This window comes from Glaesserella parasuis, from assembly GCF_002015085.1.
Lineage (GTDB): Bacteria > Pseudomonadota > Gammaproteobacteria > Enterobacterales > Pasteurellaceae > Glaesserella > Glaesserella parasuis.
The window spans coordinates 155,881-173,377 of the sequence record NZ_MUXW01000001.1 but is presented as its reverse complement, the minus strand read 5'-3'; the positions used below and the strand labels follow the sequence as shown (position 1 = coordinate 173,377).

The 17,497-nt window shown below is 36.9% G+C and carries 16 protein-coding genes and 2 pseudogenes; 8 read left to right on the top strand and 10 right to left on the bottom strand.

Annotation, left to right across the window (positions count from 1 at the left end; all coding sequences use genetic code 11):
• Window positions 1–97 precede the first annotated feature (97 nt).
• The 4 genes from B0183_RS00775 to B0183_RS00760 all read right to left on the bottom strand — a co-directional run bounded on the left by B0183_RS00775 (window position 98) and on the right by B0183_RS00760 (window position 4,289).
• Window positions 98–1,411: an NCS2 family permease gene (locus tag B0183_RS00775; protein WP_021114265.1), complete on the bottom strand. Its 1,314-nt coding sequence runs from the start codon at window positions 1,409–1,411 to the stop codon at window positions 98–100.
• A gap of 165 nt (window positions 1,412–1,576) precedes the next feature.
• Complete coding sequence (locus B0183_RS00770) at window positions 1,577–2,617, bottom strand: AI-2E family transporter (protein WP_078208183.1); 1,041 nt, start codon at window positions 2,615–2,617, stop codon at window positions 1,577–1,579.
• A 72-nt stretch (window positions 2,618–2,689) separates the two neighbouring features.
• Window positions 2,690–3,679 carry an oxidoreductase gene (locus tag B0183_RS00765; RefSeq protein ID WP_078208182.1) on the bottom strand — a complete coding sequence of 330 codons (990 nt, stop codon included), beginning with the start codon at window positions 3,677–3,679 and terminating at the stop codon, window positions 2,690–2,692.
• A 142-nt stretch (window positions 3,680–3,821) separates the two neighbouring features.
• A complete protein-coding gene (locus tag B0183_RS00760) occupies window positions 3,822–4,289 on the bottom strand; it encodes an FxsA family protein (protein WP_021115755.1) in 468 nt (155 codons plus the stop codon).
• Between the two features lie 389 nt (window positions 4,290–4,678).
• On the opposite strand from B0183_RS00760, the gene ilvG reads away from it, so the two are divergent.
• The 4 genes from ilvG to B0183_RS00745 all read left to right on the top strand — a co-directional run bounded on the left by ilvG (window position 4,679) and on the right by B0183_RS00745 (window position 7,155).
• Window positions 4,679–6,337: an acetolactate synthase 2 catalytic subunit gene (gene ilvG, locus B0183_RS00755; RefSeq protein ID WP_035494291.1), complete on the top strand. Its 1,659-nt coding sequence runs from the start codon at window positions 4,679–4,681 to the stop codon at window positions 6,335–6,337.
• Between the two features lie 11 nt (window positions 6,338–6,348).
• Window positions 6,349–6,567: an acetolactate synthase 2 small subunit gene (gene ilvM / locus B0183_RS00750; RefSeq protein ID WP_035494289.1), complete on the top strand. Its 219-nt coding sequence runs from the start codon at window positions 6,349–6,351 to the stop codon at window positions 6,565–6,567.
• 19 nt (window positions 6,568–6,586) lie between these two features.
• Window positions 6,587–6,751 carry a hypothetical protein gene (locus tag B0183_RS12210; RefSeq protein ID WP_157686066.1) on the top strand — a complete coding sequence of 55 codons (165 nt, stop codon included), beginning with the start codon at window positions 6,587–6,589 and terminating at the stop codon, window positions 6,749–6,751.
• 83 nt (window positions 6,752–6,834) lie between these two features.
• Window positions 6,835–7,155, top strand: a complete 321-nt coding sequence (locus B0183_RS00745; protein ID WP_035494288.1) for a hypothetical protein — start codon at window positions 6,835–6,837, stop codon at window positions 7,153–7,155.
• 291 nt (window positions 7,156–7,446) lie between these two features.
• Here the strand turns inward: B0183_RS00745 and B0183_RS00740 are convergent, their stop codons facing one another.
• Both B0183_RS00740 and B0183_RS12080 read right to left on the bottom strand, forming a co-directional pair.
• The gene (locus tag B0183_RS00740) at window positions 7,447–11,205 is read right to left on the bottom strand and encodes an autotransporter domain-containing protein (RefSeq protein ID WP_078208181.1); all 3,759 of its coding nucleotides are present in this window, start codon (window positions 11,203–11,205) and stop codon (window positions 7,447–7,449) included.
• Window positions 11,159–11,380 (bottom strand): hypothetical protein, encoded by a 222-nt coding sequence (locus tag B0183_RS12080; protein ID WP_131826754.1) that lies wholly within the window; start codon window positions 11,378–11,380, stop codon window positions 11,159–11,161. Before B0183_RS12080 ends, B0183_RS00740 begins: the two co-directional genes overlap by 47 nt.
• A 338-nt stretch (window positions 11,381–11,718) precedes the next feature.
• Here B0183_RS12080 and metG point away from each other — a divergent pair, with 338 nt between their 5' ends.
• The 4 genes and pseudogenes from metG to B0183_RS00720 all read left to right on the top strand — a co-directional run bounded on the left by metG (window position 11,719) and on the right by B0183_RS00720 (window position 15,061).
• On the top strand, window positions 11,719–13,773 hold the full coding sequence (metG, locus tag B0183_RS00735; RefSeq protein ID WP_044009063.1) for a methionine--tRNA ligase: 2,055 nt from the start codon (window positions 11,719–11,721) through the stop codon (window positions 13,771–13,773).
• A gap of 55 nt (window positions 13,774–13,828) precedes the next feature.
• On the top strand, window positions 13,829–14,245 hold the full coding sequence (gene ndk, locus B0183_RS00730; protein ID WP_021112222.1) for a nucleoside-diphosphate kinase: 417 nt from the start codon (window positions 13,829–13,831) through the stop codon (window positions 14,243–14,245).
• A 163-nt stretch (window positions 14,246–14,408) separates the two neighbouring features.
• Window positions 14,409–14,669 (top strand): annotated as a pseudogene (locus B0183_RS12205) (transposase); the annotation flags it as partial.
• 161 nt (window positions 14,670–14,830) lie between these two features.
• On the top strand, window positions 14,831–15,061 hold the full coding sequence (locus B0183_RS00720; RefSeq protein WP_042906059.1) for a hypothetical protein: 231 nt from the start codon (window positions 14,831–14,833) through the stop codon (window positions 15,059–15,061).
• 314 nt (window positions 15,062–15,375) lie between these two features.
• Here B0183_RS00720 and B0183_RS00715 read toward each other — a convergent pair.
• The 4 genes and pseudogenes from B0183_RS00715 to B0183_RS00700 form a co-directional block, all read right to left on the bottom strand.
• Window positions 15,376–15,684 (bottom strand): annotated as a pseudogene (locus tag B0183_RS00715) (IS1595 family transposase); the annotation flags it as partial.
• 177 nt (window positions 15,685–15,861) lie between these two features.
• The gene (locus B0183_RS00710; protein ID WP_021110540.1) at window positions 15,862–16,263 is read right to left on the bottom strand and encodes a hypothetical protein; all 402 of its coding nucleotides are present in this window, start codon (window positions 16,261–16,263) and stop codon (window positions 15,862–15,864) included.
• The gene (gene nudE, locus B0183_RS00705; RefSeq protein ID WP_021114275.1) at window positions 16,250–16,798 is read right to left on the bottom strand and encodes an ADP compounds hydrolase NudE; all 549 of its coding nucleotides are present in this window, start codon (window positions 16,796–16,798) and stop codon (window positions 16,250–16,252) included. Before nudE ends, B0183_RS00710 begins: the two co-directional genes overlap by 14 nt.
• A gap of 48 nt (window positions 16,799–16,846) precedes the next feature.
• Window positions 16,847–17,323 carry a YqaA family protein gene (locus B0183_RS00700; protein ID WP_021116727.1) on the bottom strand — a complete coding sequence of 159 codons (477 nt, stop codon included), beginning with the start codon at window positions 17,321–17,323 and terminating at the stop codon, window positions 16,847–16,849.
• Between the last annotated feature and the right edge of the window lie 174 nt (window positions 17,324–17,497).

The window sequence follows — 17,497 nt, the reverse complement described above, 5'->3', positions numbered from 1 at the left end:
ATGATGTTGGGATAAATTTAGTATCCTATCTTTCATACAATGAGCTATTTCTGTTAAATATTTTTCTTAAAAAGAGGAAAATATCTTTATTGAGGACTTAAATTGCAAAACCAAAGGCATAGAATGCAACTAATGCAATAGCAATAGCTACTGTACCAACGTTCAATTTGTTAAATTCGCCTGAAATGGTACGTCCAATCACTAAGGTTGCAAAACCTAACATAATACCTGTTACGATATTTGCAGTTAAAACAATAAACACAGCACAAACTAAGCCTGACATTGCACCGATAAAGTCATCAAAGTCTAATTTAGATACATTGCTCAACATTAATAAACCAACGTACATTAATGCAGGGGCAGTAGCATAACCGGGAACTAAAAATGCGAGTGGTTGGAAGAAAAGCATTAATAAGAACAACACGCCAACAACGACCGCAGTCAAACCTGTTTTACCACCAACAGCAGTTCCTGCTGCTGATTCAATATATACTGCTGCAGGCGCGGTACCAAATAAACCTGAAAGTACGCTACTTAATGAATCTGAAGTAAGTGCTTTATCACCGTTGATAATTTGTCCATCTTTATCTAATAAATTTGCCTGACCTGCTACAGCACGAATGGTACCTGTTGCATCAAAAATAGCAGTCATTACTAAGGCAAAGACCACAGGTAAAATAGCTGCATTCAATGCACCGACAATATCTAAATTTAAGAATTGAGAGTTTTCACCAAAGGTAGGTAATTTAAATACTTCACCGCCAAATTTCACATTCGGATCGAAAATTAAACCGATGATTGTAATTGCAATGATAACCCAAAGAATAGAACCTTTAATTTGTAAACGCTCTAAACCAATGATAGCAGCTAAACCAACTAAAGATATCATTACAGGAAAAGAAGTGAACTCACCCATTTTTACAGGTAAACCCGCTTGGTTGCTAACAACTAAACCAACGCCATTTGCTGCAATCAATAAAAGGAATAAGCCGATTCCAATTCCAGCGCCGTGAGCAATACTAGATGGCAGATTACGCAAAATCCACGCACGGATACCTGTTATGGAAACAATGGTAAATAAAACACCCATAAGGAAGATTGCACCTAATGCAACAGGAATACTAATGCCTTGACCTAGCACTAAACTGAATGCAGTAAAAGCTGTTAATGAGATAGCACAACCAATCGCCATTGGAGCATTTGCCCATAAGCCAATGAGGATTGAACCTAAACCAGCAACCAAACAGGTTGCAATAAATACTGAATCAGCAGGAAAGCCAGCCGCACTTAACATATTTGGCACAACGATAACGGAGTAAACCATTGCAAGGAAAGTAGTTAAACCAGCAATAACCTCTTGACGAACATTAGAACCACGTTCTGCCAGTTGAAAACGAGAAAGAAGAGACATAATGGAAAAACCTCAATAAATATATAGTATGATTAAAGGGTCGAAGATTGTACACAAAGATAAACCAAAAAGCAATCGTTTGCGTAGATGTTAAAAATATTTAGGTTGAGTGCTATAAGAAACATATAGGTTATTTAATGTATTTAAAGCGCAAAAATAAGAGCATTAGCGTTTATTAATATCTCCTAATAAGCCTGCATAATGGATCGTTTTAGGGCTTGATTCTAATGCAATTTTGAGAGCCATTGTCAATGGAACAGAAAGTAGCATTCCTACTGTACCGAGTAACCATCCCCAGAAAAGTAGTGACAAGAATACAACGAGAGTTGAGAGACCAAGGGTTCTCCCCATCATTCTAGGTTCTAGAATATTGCCAATTACCATATTGATTGCAATGATACCGACGGATACTCCCAATCCAACAGAAAAGCCATTCAATAGAAATGCTTGTACAGCAATAGGTACACCAGCAATGATTGAACCTATGTTTGGAATATAGTTGAGTAGGAAGCTTAATGTGCCCCATAATACAGCATATTGTACATCAGCTATTTCAAGTAACACCCAAATAGATATCCCAGTAAGCAGGCTTACAATCGTTTTTATGCCAAGATAGCTAATAACTCCCTGTAATACTCGGTTGATATGGCTTTCTTCCGATTCCACATTTTTATTGCCTCTAAGAGCCACGATAAGTTTATGTTTAGCGGTTGGAGCCTCAAATAACATGAACACAACGACTAATAAGAGTACAAAAATATTTGTGACGACGCCTGAGAAGCTAAGTAATAAGCGACTAACAAAGTTCATAATAATGCTTGGGTCTAGCTGTTCTTGGATCTGTTCACGAGATATTGAAACCGGGATATTCCAGTTATCAACAAGGAGCATTGCGGCAGCAATACGTTCAGATAGAAGAATTTTGTATTGTGGAATTGATGCTGTAAATTCTTGTACTGTACTGTTGATTAGTCCTGCCAGAAAAAAGAATCCAAGTAAAAATAGAATAAGGAGTATAGTGATTGCCAGCCACAAAGGGACTTTATGAGAGGTTAGATATTTGATAATAGGAGAACAAATAATTGCAATAAAAAGAGATAATAAGAAAGGAATAACGATCTCAACGGATAATTTAATACCCGCCAAAATAATTACAATAGCAGCAGTAGCTACCAGAATCTGAGTTAAAGAAGAATTTTGTTCCATATCTACGAGAATATATTGCTATGTGATTGAGTGATGGTATATCAAATGTTTGTATTTTTAGATCCGACTATGTTAATAGCTAGTGATTACTTCTTTCAACAACTCCACCGCCAAGAACGCTAAGCTAAAACGCTGTTCATCAGCCACTGTCCAGAATTGTAGTGCGTTTTCATTTTTATTGAGTAGTTGGCTAATCTGTAAGAGATTCGTTTCTTCATCTTCACCATTTTTAACAGGGGTAATTACATTATCAGAGTTAAATTTTACCCACGCTTGTTGTTGCCACTGCTCACTTAATGCGGTTGCATCTAAAGCATACTCAGATTGCACCCTGATCATCTGTGAAATACCATAGAAAACAGGCACTTGCACGGAATGGAAAGTCACACTAGCGGTTAGATTTGGCAGAACTTTTGCAAGTTGTAACTCAAAGGCACGAGAGAACGGCAGATGTTTTTCATCACCTTGCACATTGGCAGGCACAGCATCAAACGCCACGCGTGGTTTTTCATCATCAAGGGGAATACCATTTAACAACTGAGCAGTTTGCCCTGCTAACTCACGCACTTTTTCATCACCAAAATAGGCCGATGGCAATAGTGATGTAACAAAAATATGTTGAATAGGCTGGTCCAACAACGGTTTTAAGGCAAGTGCTAATTGGCTGATTTGTGGATTTGCTAACGCAACAATATTTCGCTCACGCACATTGGCGATCATTTCATTGTTTACACTTGGCACAATCACAGGCACATTGCCGATTAATGCAGAAATGCCGTAGAGATCTAAAATCACACAACCTGCTTGTACCGCTTGAGCCAGCAATTCAGCATTTGCCATTTTGCCTGCAAAGAGAACGTGACTAAATTGCGACCAATTGACATCTTCAACAGCGATTTGCTCAACAGCTTTTGCACCGAAACGCAGAGAATGTTCTTCGCCAAAACTTTCCAATTCAACGGCTGAAATTTGTTCAAAATCTAAACTACTTTGTTCTAAGGCTTCTAATAATTTCTCGGCTAATAAAAAATCTGCTGCAATTGCTAAACGAATGTTTGCCATTTTGTTTCTCTCTTGTCAAAATAAAGGCTAATTTTACTCTTTTTTATCGCAATTGCGAAAGGAAAAATAGACCTCAGATATTGATTTTTGAATCTCATTATATGTCGTGAATCTTTGATATGTATCATTATGAAATTTATCATTATTTCAACCACTTATCTTCATCTTGCTTATGCTCAAATTCCGCTTCAAACGTTGTATTATTTTGAGAGGAAGTTCTGTTCATTGAGCCAAAGGACATAAATTTCACACGACTTGCAAACAGTTTCATAAACATTGCTTGTAGCAATTGGCGAGTTATCGGCAATAGAAGCAATAACGCTAAAATATCGCTCAAAAAACCTGGGATAATCAGCAATACCCCTGCGATTGCAAAAAAGATCGAAGACGTCACCGCTTGTGCTGGGATCTTTCCTTGTGCGATCTCTTGGCGGATCTGTACTATGGTCATTATTCCTCTTAATTTCACCAACCATAAACCGACCGCTGAAATAGTGATCATTAATAAAATCAGGGGTAAAACCCCGATAGCAGAGCCAACGCTTACTAACAGAGAGATTTCAATGTAGATGTATAAAAATAGCCCAGCTAAAAAGAGAAGTAATGGCATAGAAATTCCTTATAGAAGTTAGTGGCTGATTAAATAGTGATAATTTGGGCATTTTCAACCCTAGCCCCCCACTACGCAAGTAAATTTAGTCTATTTAAAGCTAATCGTTTGCTTTTTTTCATAAAGAGATAAAAAATTTATTTGTTTTATACAAAAAATATGCTATTTATATGGCCACTCAAGCTTTTATTGATAAATGAAAATGACATTACGTTCTCTTGTTAGCCTTATTATTAATCTCGTTGTGATTATTATCGCCGCGAGGGTTAAGTTGGCTCGCAATTAGAATTGTATAATGAGATCCACAAACCCTCGCTAGTTTTAGTGAGGGTTTTTTATTACATAAAAGCCTTAACTAAAGTAGCGACACAACATTAAAAAGGTAATTTATGAACGGAGCAAATTTAGTCGTTGAGTGTTTGAAAGCTCACGGTGTGACATCTCTTTTTGGCTATCCAGGCGGGGCAATTATGCCTGTCTATGATGCGATTTACGATTCAGGTTTAGATCATCTACTTTGTCGTAACGAGCAAGGTGCTGCAATGGCTGCTATCGGTTATGCTCGGGCAACAGGCAAGACAGGCGTTTGTATTGCGACTTCAGGCCCAGGGGCAACCAACCTAGTTACAGGCTTAGGCGATGCCTTAATGGATTCTATTCCTATCGTAGCAATTACAGGGCAAGTGGCTTCAGCCTTTATCGGTACAGATGCTTTTCAAGAGGCAGATGTATTAGGCTTATCCCTTGCTTGTACCAAACACAGTTTCATCGTGCAAAACATTGATGAACTACCTGAAATTATCGCCAAAGCGTTCCAAATTGCACAAAGTGGTCGCCCTGGTCCTGTGCTTGTCGATATTCCTAAAGATGTGCAATTCGCTCCAACATCACTTTCCCCCGTCGTCTATAAAAAAGTGGCGGCTAAAACACAAAATCCATCCGCACTTGTACAAGCCAAAGTCTTGTTAGCTCAAGCAAAACGCCCTATTCTTTATGTTGGCGGTGGTGTTGGTATGGCAGATGGCGTGCAAGCGGTTAGATCTTTCCTAGATGTTGCAAATATTCCGTCTGTTTCTACCTTGAAAGGCTTAGGAACCATTCCGCCACAACACCCACTCTATATGGGAATGATCGGTATGCACGGCACGAAAGCGGCTAACTATGCAGTACAAGAAAGTGATTTACTCATCGCTTGTGGGGCTAGATTTGACGACCGTGTGACAGGTAAACTTGACACCTTTGCACCGCACGCCAAAGTGATTCATATTGATATTGATGTAGCTGAAATCAACAAGCTACGCAAAGCAGATGTAGCATTGCAAGGAGATTTAATCGAGGCAGTGACCGCACTTACCCAACCGTTAGAGATTGAAAGCTGGCGAGCTGATGTGCGTAAGCTGAAAGCGGATTTTGACTTCAGCTATCAAGAAAATGTAGGCGAAGGCGAAATCGACCCTTGGGCGTTGTTACACACCCTTTCACAACGCAAACCGCAAAATGCGATTATTACTACTGACGTTGGCCAGCACCAAATGTGGTCAGCACAGCATATGCAGCATTATTCCCCTGAAAACTACATCACTTCTGCTGGGTTCGGCACAATGGGATTTGGTCTGCCAGCAGCGGCGGGTGCGGTCAAAGCTCGCCCAACGGATCCAACCATTGTGATTACGGGAGATGGCTCTTTTATGATGAATATTCAAGAACTCGGCTCAATCAAACGTGGCAATTTACCTGTCAAAATTCTGTTACTCGACAACCAACGTTTAGGAATGGTGCGTCAATGGCAATCGCTCTTTTTCCATGGTCGCCACAGTCAAACCATTTTAGATGACAACCCAGACTTTGTGATGCTAGCTAACGCCTTTGACATTCCAGCAGAACGCATTGAAAAAGCAGGGGAAGTTTCAACCGCATTAGACCGCTTACTCAACAGCAAAGGAGCGTATTTATTGCACGTTTGTATCCCAGATGAAGAAAATGTGTGGCCACTCGTTCCACCAAATGCGTGCAATACAGATATGTTAGATGAAGACATTGGGGTTTAAGGAGAAGAAAAATGCAACAATATCAATTCGTTATCAAAGCTAATAAACGCCCTGAAACCCTTGAGCGTTTACTCAGAGTGATCCGCCACCGTGGGTTTGAAGTGCTATCACTCAATGCAGAAAATAATGGTTCGGGAATTACGTTAAATGTCACCGTTCAGAGTGAAAGAGCGATGGAATTACTACTTAATCAGTTAGTGAAATTGCCAGATGTGGTGGCTATTTCATAGTTATTCTGAGGAGAAAACTATGCAAATCTTAAAACGCTTTTTTTGTTACTGTTTGATTTTATGTTTTATGACCGCTTGTACTAAAACAGAGTATCAAGATGAAAATACCAAAACAGAAACAATCCGAGCATTTTTTATTGCTGATAATAAATTATATGTTGTCGGAGATTTGCATAGTTATTAATTTGAAAGCAGTAACAAGGAGAATGCTGATTATCAAGAGCGGAAAACCACCGAATTTATTCTCGTTTTATTCAATCAGAAAAAATGAAATCTGTTACTAAAGCAGAGATTATTTATATCAGAAATCAAATGAAAACACCTAATATTGAGTCTAGGGTAAAACTCACTTCTTTACATAATAAGAAATCATCAGAACAGTTTTATGACATTTATGGGAAGTTGGTCAAAATTGAAAATCAAGATGCAGTTCTGAACAAAGCCAAATTAGAACAGCCACTACAAACACAATTTATAGCATATTCAGAAAAAATAACTTTAGATAGTGAAGCTACTGGAATGGTTCTTGTTTGGGGTATAGGAAGCGTGGTTTTCATTCCTCTTTACATTACTCACCGCTTGTATTGATAAATAAAATAACGGATTAACGTGATGGAAAGGAGGAAATTCGATAAATAACCCTTACAACAAGCGGTTTGATTCGGCAAAAAATGTGTAATAGACAAATTTGTTGCTAAAAAGTGGCTTAAAGCCTTATAGTACAAGGCTTTAAGCCCTCTTTTTGAAATATGAACAAAAAACTGCCCATTTTGCCAAAGTCTGAAAATAAAGAATATAGCAATGATTAAGCAAAAAGTCCCCGTGGGATTTCCACAGGGTTACGAATGTGCTTTCAAGTGATTGTTTATCATATTACTATTAGAAATAGTACTTCGCGCCAATATTTCCTTCTTTGTAATAGGATTTCATTGGGTTATTCCACAATCTATAATAAGCTATGTTAGCGTAAATATTGAGGTTTTCAGTAAGATAATAGCCCATACCTAAACTAGTTTTAAATTCATATCTTGGTAATCTCATTCCATATAATTTAGTTTCAGTGTCAGAAATAATATATTTTCCATTTACTATATTATCCATACTGTTCTTATTATAAAGATAAGAGATGTCTAGATTTATATTAAGTTTTTCAGATAATGATTGATTTAATCTTAAGCCCAATTCATATCCATAATGGGTTTTATGATATTTATCAATACTTAATGCTAAATCTTCTTTTTCATTAATGGAATCCTGTTTTAAACGGTTAATATGTAACGCAACATATGGATTAAATCTTAATTTTTCATATTGTAGATTTAATCCGGTTTCATTATAAAAAGAATAATTTTGTAATTTTAAATCAGCTTTAATTGTCTGTGTGCCATTAGGCAATAACAATGTTCTATCTAATTTCCCTTTAATATCAGTAAAACTGATTTGGCTGAGATAATACCATTTATTCCAATCATATTTTCCGTATAAGGCGAAACTGTGTTGTTTTAAATCTACTTTTCCAACTTGTTGATCTTTACTAGATAAAGGAGATAATTTTTGATGAACTCGTTGCAATCCCATACCAAATGTAAAGGCATTAAATTGCTTATCTATACCAACTAATTGTGAGTCTGCACTATTTTTTAAATCTGCAAATCCAAAATTATCATCCTGATAAAGTTTTAAACTTTGTGTAGCTAATTGAGTATAAATATGATAAGGCTTAATATCTTGAATATTTGAGAATTGCTGTTTAGCAATTTGTCTATTCAAGGTTTTAATACTATTCAGTGCTACTTGATGTACCGCTGGATATATTTCACCACTTAAAGAATCTACTGCAGAAGCTACCGCTTGTGGTTTAGCATTAATAAAGGATAATGCCGTACTTCTGAGGTTTCCATTTGTGTTTCCTGAATCACTCGCACTATCTAAAATAAGATCTAAACTTCTCGCAGTATAAACATTCTTTAATGAACTTTCATTGGCAGATTTTAATACAAATTCTGTATCATTTCGTTTATAGGTTGCAATAATTTCTTTATTATTCCCTTCTTTTAATTTAATTTCTTTTAAATCAATATAAGGGTTAGCACGATCCGATATTTTGTAATCTCCATTATAATTTTGAATAGGATTTTGAGACTCAATAATGGTTTTTGTTTGAGGATCTCTTGAAACCACTTCATTAATATTTTCAACATCGGCTACAATATAGGAACCTTGTAAATTAACTGTTCCATTTACTTTTAATTTAGATTTATCTATATCAATAACCGTTCTGGCATTATTTGAAGTAGTATAATTACCCTCAATAATTAACCCCTTTCCATAAACCTCCAAGGAACCTTTATTATCTACATTTTTTACTATTTTAACTTCTGTTTGAGAGTTATTTAAATTTTTCGTTAATAATGTTCCCTGTGACTGGATTTCTACTGTGGATTGTTTTAATTCATTTCCAATTACCAAAGTTCCGTTTTCGATAACTGTATTTCCACTATAAGAATTTGAACCAGTAAAATAAAGTGTTCCAGTACCTTGTTTTTTAAAGCCAGCATCACCTTGAATATTATTGGACCAAGTGTATTTAGTGCGGTTGGTATGATGTTTATAATCTAATTTTGCTACAACATAGGTTTTATTATCATTGGTTAAAAGTTTTGTATCAAATCTAGCTGGCCCGTTTAATGCCCTTTCTTGATTTAACACGCCCCAACCTACACGTTCATTCGGTTCTTCGGTCACATCTGACGAATTTAATTTATTAGCGGTAGATAATATGGTTTGAGTAACTAAATGATGATCCATCCAATCAAATTTTTCCCAAACATTAGCCGCGGCAGCAGTAACAACAGGTGTAGCAAAAGAAGTTCCTTCTGTTCGTACTTGTTTATCAAATAAATACCATTCACCATGTGCAGCAATCCCCCAGTTTTTTGCTTTATCTCCTATTTGGCTCGCATAATCCATAAGCCCATTATTTTGTGGATTTACCGAGGTTACAACAATCCAGCCTTTTCTTGCTCCATCTCTAATTAAAGGAACGTGTCCTTCTATGGTTGCATATTCATTCTGTCCTGTATTTCTTTTTTTGCCATCATTGCCAGATGCCCATACAAAAATACTGTCTTTTTCTGCCATTGCAGCCAATTGCTTATATAGGTCTAAGCCTGCTAACTTTTCCCATCCTTTTTCTTTTACACTATCTCTATGTGGATTATTACCGTAAGAGTTATTAAATATTCTAACCTTATGATCGTATGCTTCATTGTAATGCTGATTAGATGCACTTACAGCTTCCATATAAGCGGATTTTGCAGTATAAGCATAAAGCGTAGCATTTTTATTTTTCTGATCGATAACACCAGCAACCATCGTACCATGAGAGCTTTTATGTCCGTTTGCTGACGTATATAAACCCGCATTTAAAACTATACGACTTAGCCCATTCTCAAATTTAAAGGCTTTGCCAAGATCATCACGTGTATTAAAATCCATATCAACAATCCCAATTCTATTAGTAAATTTTGTTTCTTGGGCGGTTTGCTGGTAATTATTTTTATCTAATCTCTCAACTTCAGGATTAACCCAAGGCTGATTATCCACAGGATTTATTGATGAATTAGATTGCGTAGAAGGATTATTTTCTGGAGTTGTAGATTCTGAATTATTATTTAAATTTAAAGTAACATCATTATTTTCTAGCGAATTATTTCCAGATACATTATTTTCCGTATCAGTATTTTTATTATCATCACTATTTCCAGCAGATAAATTATTATTTTCTGGAATTATTGTAGTTAAATCTTGATTGAAAGAAGGCGAATCCTCTGAACTGTTTTCTTTGCCGGTTTCATTATTTTCTTGATTTATATTTTCTCCAGAAGAATTATCATTATGAGTAATATTATTTGTTGGATCATTATTACTCGATATTTCATTATTAGTCGGTTCATTATTTATTGGTATTTCATTACTGTTAGTTTGGGTTTCTGGAGCAGTTTGAATTTCAGAGCTTTGAGATTCTTTTTCCTCTTCAGCCTTTTCTTCGGCTTCAGGCTGTTCTTCAACTTTCGGCAATTCATCAGCTTGAGGATCTTCTTCTGCTTGTGAATTTTCCTCTGTTTGTGGATTTTCCTCTTCTCTAGGCGGTTGTTTTTCAGTTTCTGTTTGTGGTTGTTCTTGATGTTCTACTTTTGGCTCTTCTACGACTTCTTCTTTTCTATCCTCTTTTGCTACTTCTTGCTTATCTGTCGTCTCTGCTGTAGCTTGTTCATTGTTAGTATTTTCCGTACTAGGTTTATCTGTAGAATTTGGACTGTCCGAAGTTGTTGGATCGTTCGAAGTTGTTTGATTGTCTGAAATGATTGGTTCATTTGAAGTTGTTGAACTCTCAGCAGAACTTGGGCTGTCGGCCTTAGGCTCATCAGATGGTTTTTGACTATCAGAAGTCGCTGAATTTGAACTATCTGTAGGCATTGAATTATCTGGAGCAGCTGGCAGATTTGGAGTTATCGAAGTATTTGATAAAACAGAATCGTTAGATGTATTTAAATGATGATTAGTATTGGAAGAATGAGACGTAAGTGCATTATGATTGTCTGTCTGTCTGTCTGTCAGGGAGTTTATTAAATCCATTATTTGTAGTTCCACTACTTTCAGCACTAAAATGGCTACCTATCGACGAATTAACTGGATTTTGTTCTTTATTATGTTGGGGAGAATTTCCGCCAGCGCCATCTTTCTTACAAGAAGAGAGCAACACAGCAGAAGATAAAAGCATAGTAGATAATATTGATTTTTTGATGTTCATAATTTGTATCCCTTATTTAAAAAATTTATTTTATGAAACTTGGGTGGAGTAATTTCTCGCTTTAATACTCTTTATGAAGATCGTAATTAATTTTTATGTAGGTGAGCATTAACGGATAGTGAAGATTACTTTGCACCAGTCCTTATCAGAACTATTTTATCTGAAAAATTCATTTTTCAAAAGATAATGTGTTATTAGTTATTTATAACTTTTAGAAATAAGAGAAACACCAGAAATAGCGTTGAAAAATCCCTATCTCCCCAAATCTTAACTACACAATTCCCCCCTTTTCCGCTACAATCCCAATGATTTTTTGCTATATTTTAGAGAGATTTAGAATGTCAAATCCAAAAAGAAAAATACTGGTCACTTGTGCTTTGCCTTATGCTAACGGAGCGATCCATTTAGGACATATGCTTGAACATATTCAAGCGGATATTTGGGTGCGTTTTCAGCGTATGCGTGGCAACGAAATTCACTTTGTCTGTGCTGATGACGCTCACGGCACGCCGATTATGTTGAATGCGGATAAACTCGGCATTACCCCTGAACAGTTAATCGAAAAAGCCAAAGCTGATCACATTGCTGATTTTGCTGGCTTTAATATCAGTTTCGATAACTATCATTCCACCCACAGCGAAGAAAACCGTGAATACACTTCTGCCATCTATAAAAAATTAAAAGCGAATGGTTTTATCAAAAGCAAGGTGATCTCGCAGTTGTTCGATCCTGAAAAAAATATGTTCTTGCCTGATCGCTTTGTGAAAGGCACTTGCCCGAAATGTAAAGCGGAAGATCAGTACGGCGATAACTGTGAAGTCTGTGCTTCTACTTATAGCCCGATGGATTTAATCAATCCACGTTCGGTAGTGTCAGGCTCTACCCCTGTGGTAAAACAGTCGGAACACTTTTTCTTTGACCTACCAAGCTTTGAAGAAATGCTGAAAGCGTGGACACGTTCTGGCTCGCTTCAACCTGAAATTGCCAATAAAATGCAAGAGTGGTTTGAGAGCGGTTTACAGCAATGGGACATCAGCCGTGATGCACCTTACTTTGGCTTTGAAATTCCAGATAGCGAAAACAAATTCTTCTATGTTTGGCTTGATGCCCCTATCGGCTATATGGCTTCGTTTAAAAATCTTTGCGACCGCACGGGCTTGAACTTTGATGATTTCTGGAAAAAAGAGAGTGATGCTGAGTTATATCATTTTATCGGTAAAGACATTGTTTACTTCCACAGTCTATTCTGGCCTGCGATGTTAGAAGGAAGCGAATACCGCAAACCAACGAACGTTTTTGCTCACGGTTATGTGACGGTGGACGGACAAAAAATGTCAAAATCCCGTGGTACTTTCATTCAAGCCAGCACTTATTTAAAACATATCGATCCTGAATGTTTGCGTTATTACTATGCGGCGAAATTGAATGATCGCATTGAAGATCTTGATTTCAATTTAGAAGATTTTGTACAACGAGTAAACAGCGACATCGTCAATAAGTTAGTTAATTTAGCTTCTCGTACCGCAGGTTTCATCACAAAACGCTTTGAAGGTAAACTGGCTTCAACACTAGAAAATCAAGCGCTTTTTGATGAATTTGTTGCACAATCGGAGCATATCGCCACTTATTTTGAAACGCGTGAATACAACAAAGCGATCCGTGAAATTATGGCATTAACGGATAAAGCCAATAAATACATTGACGACAAAGCCCCTTGGGTAATTGCCAAAGAAGAAGGCAAAGATGCCGAATTACAAGCGGTCTGTTCAATGGGCTTAGAGCTATTCCGTGTATTAATGAGCTATCTCAAACCAGTATTACCAAAACTCGCAGAACGTGCCGAAGCCTTTTTACAAACGGAACTGCGTTGGGACAACATCGGTTCACCACTATTTGCCCATAGCATTGCACCGTTTAAATCGCTATTCTCTCGCTTAGAGAAAAAACAGATTGACGCTGTGATTGAAGAAACCAAAGCACTTTTCGCCGAAAGCGTAAAAGCAGAAACTGCAAAAAAAGGAAAAGAAATGACCGCTTGTGAAACCAAAGTTGAACCAATTGCCTCAGAAATCACCATTGACGACTTCGCTAAACTCGATCTGCGTGTGGCAAAAGTATTGAAATGTGAAGCTGTGCCGAAATCAGATAAATTATTACGTTTTGAACTCGATTTAGGCGATCATACTCGCCAAGTCTTCTCTGGTATCAAAGCCGCGTACAATCAACCTGAAGAGCTTGAAGGCAGATTTGTGATTATGATTGCCAACCTTGCCCCACGCAAAATGTCGTTTGGTATGTCGGAAGGAATGATTTTATCTGCTGGCACAGGCGGTGCAGATCTCTACTTGCTCTCTGCCGATAGCGGTGTGACAGCTGGTATGCAGGTGAAATAAATTTACTCAGGGTGGGATTTCTCACCTTGTCTTAACTCAATAATAAGGACAACAAATGATCCAACAAACTCTCGCCATTATTAAACCCGATGCGACTAAACGTCATCTTATCGGTGAAATTTTAAGTTATATGGAAAAAAATGGCTTAGCGATCAAAGCGTTAAAAATGCTTCACTTAACCAAAGAACAAGCGGAAGGTTTTTATGCAGAACATCAAGGCAAAGATTTTTTTGATCCGCTCGTAGCATTTATGATTTCTGAGCCTATCGTTGTTGCGGTGTTAGAAGGCGAAAATGCCGTAGAAAACTACCGCTTGTTGATGGGAGCAACCAAACCTGAAGAACGCAAACTAGGCACTATTCGTAAAATGTTTGGTTTAGGCTACTGTGAAAACTCAGTTCACGGCTCAGACTCTGAAACATCAGCAAAACGTGAAATTGCGTATTTCTTTACGCCGAGTGAGATTGTGTAAATAAAATGTAGGCGCGAATGACTTCGCCCTGATCCTTCTGCAATTATTTAGGGCAAATGTAATTTGCTCTTACAACCTTATTTATAGGGGCTGATGTTGGTTGGTATACTAGCTAATCTAATACAGCTCCAATAATTAAAATCAACACTTTTGTCTACTATTCCTTTATTTAGCTGTGGATCATTGTGGCGATCCTATTGGTTTTATTCTGATGACCGCAAAAGCTGTTCTAGTTATATCTCGTAAACGAAATTCAACGGTGGGTAATGATGATATGGGGTGACATTTATATCGTCATCGCCATTTAGTTGAAAATGCATTTGCCTTTTTAAAACAATATCGAGCCATTGAGACTCGGTACGATAAGTTAGCAAGAAATTATGCAGCATCGCTGGCAATATGCTGTATTCGCTGGATTGATTGATGTCTGGTTAAGATTTGAACTCTTTGGATGTAGGATTGTGGGGACCATTATGATTGTGTTAAAATAATGTTAATAGTTGATGTTAATAATGTGTTTTAAGGTTGATCTGATAAGATTTATTAAATACTATTATGCACTCGCTATTTTATATGAGGATGGCTATGTTAAAACTATTTACAGTTACGTTTGATTTTTTAAAAACAACGTTTAATTGTGTTAGAGTATTATGGGTTAAATCAGCTGATAAAGTCCAGCCAACAACAATTTTTGATGGTAGAGTAAAAGTAAATAGAGATGGTTCTCTTGAGGTAGATTATTCCAATCATCATGTTCGTGAAGCAATAAAAAAACACGTAGATGCATTATCAAATTCTGTACCAAAGGAAAATTAATTAGGCGTTGTTATTGTAATGTTTGTTCTAGTGCTAGGATATTACTACACGGACAGATATTCTCCTGAAAAAGTTTTGTTAAAAAGAAGCACTGGTTGGGAAGCTGATGTGCATTTAGCCAAATTGGGGCTTGGGTTTCTTCTTCGGGGTACTTTTTTATTGGGGCTAATCTACGTCAGCCCCTAAAGTTTTATGGTAAAAGTCTTCAAATCACCTTTTAAAATATGAATAAAATGATCTGACCTTCAAAAGTTATACAGCTATTCAAAGGACTGATTTCGATATTGTATCGGACTTAGTCCTTTTCGTTTGGGGTTTTGTTTTTCTGCGAAGTAGGTACTGTGATTGATGCGAAAATGATTAAACTCAGTTACATCAGACTTATCATAGTCTCGGTAGAAATCGGTGTAAACAATACTGCCGGGCTTCACTTGTTCTTGAATATCGAACCTCTTAAGATGTAGACTGTTTTGATTGATAAGCAATCACAGACGATGGAAATAATAGGCTGCGGTAGCTTTATTTACATTTATCAACTCAGCAGCTGTTCGAGCAGTGATATCTGCTACAAACAGCTCAATAAGTTTATTTTGTTTATACTGACTTAGATAACTTTTGCTCATAGGGCTATCTTAACCTAATAGGGATTTTTAGTCGTTATCTAGGAGAGACCTATAAATTTACTAGGAGGAAGTTTCTCACCCTGCCTTAACTTGAATATAAGGATAACCAATGATCTAAAAAACTCTCGCCATTATTAAACCCGAAGTGTCTAGCTCCATTCTATTAATGTAAGCGACTTACACCTTCGGCAAAAACAATCTCAACACCAACAGTGCGTACATTACTTTTGCTAAAGCAAAGGTTAGAGCGAATAAGATCACGGCAAGGGATTGTTCCCATAGGGGAATAGGATCTTCAAGGCTGGTGTATTCATCAAAAGCTAACATCAATGAAAATGAAAAAAGGCTGTAAATGAACATTATTACCCCTGAGAAAAAGGCAATTTGAATGATGTTACGTTGGTGATATTGCTGTTTGTAGCTGACTAATGCAAATAGAAAAGCTGGGACGGTAAATAAGGCAAAAACAACCAGCATTCCCCCTTGGCTAAATTCGCTAAAAAGGGGTAATAGGGCAGAGCCGAGTAACTGGGTAAGTAGTGGATAAATCCATAAAATATGTAGGCTAGTTTTTGGCATTGAGATATTCTCTTAATAAAAATAAGGCGGATAAATTGCGTGCTTCGGCAAAATTAGGGTCGGCAAGCAGTTCGTCAATTTTGTTTAATGGATAATAGATGATTTCAAGTGGCTCTGGTTCATCGCCTTCTAGCTGTGATGGATAGAGATCTTGAGCCACGAAAAGGTGCATTAAGCCGTACATATGGCTAGGACCGCTATACACTGAACGCAGTGGTTCGATTGTTTTTGCTCCAAAACCTATTTCTTCTTGTAATTCTCGATTTGCACTCAGTACAGGATCTTCCCCACTATCCACAATGCCTTTAGGGAAGGTGAGTTCATAACGTTCAGGGCCGACAGCATACTCTTTAACAAGAATCAGTTGATTATTATGAATGGGTAATACCATGACAGATGAACGACGTTGTGGCGTTAAACGTTCATAGGTGCGTTCTTCGCCGTTGGAAAAACGTAAATCGACGGATTGCACTTCAAAAATGCGAGTTTTGGCAATTACTGAGATAGATTTGATTTCAGGGGGGTGTTTTGACATAGCTTTTCTCATCAAAAATAATTTATTCATATTGTAGACTGTTAGTCCTTAACTAACAACCAAATAAACGCTCCAAAGTAGCAATGCATAACGAATTCCTTTGCCTAGAGTAATTAATAATATGCTTTTCCATAAGTTGAATCGTAACCAACCTGCAATACCACAAAAGATATCGCCAACAATAGGAAACCAGCTAAATAATAGAATCCATATACCATATTTTTGGCTCAATTTAAGCGCGAGCTTGATGCTTTTATGTTGTTGGTCATGAAATTTAGGTTGTGGAAAAAATTGAGCGATAAAATAAGTTGTCATACTACCGAGGGAGTTTCCTAATGTCGCTACAACGAATAATCCATACACCGTATTTTTTTGTAATAGTGCTTGCGTTGTATAAGTGGTAAAAATCACTTCGGAATTGCCTGGTAGTATTGTTGCGCTTAAAAAGCTGCTGACAAACATAATGAGAAGTTGATTCTCTTCGCTAAGGAAAATTCCGAGTAAAGCAGTCAAATAATCGGTCATTTTGTAACTATTTTGTTAAATTTGTGTTTAAGTTAAGTTTTCAAAAATTGTACTTTTTTTGAAAGATTGATATGGATCAAGAAAGAATTCTACTTTATTTATTTTAAACGTAAAAATTATTTAATCATCAGGTTAACAGGTCTATAATTCTCAACAATTTCTATAATTTTTCAA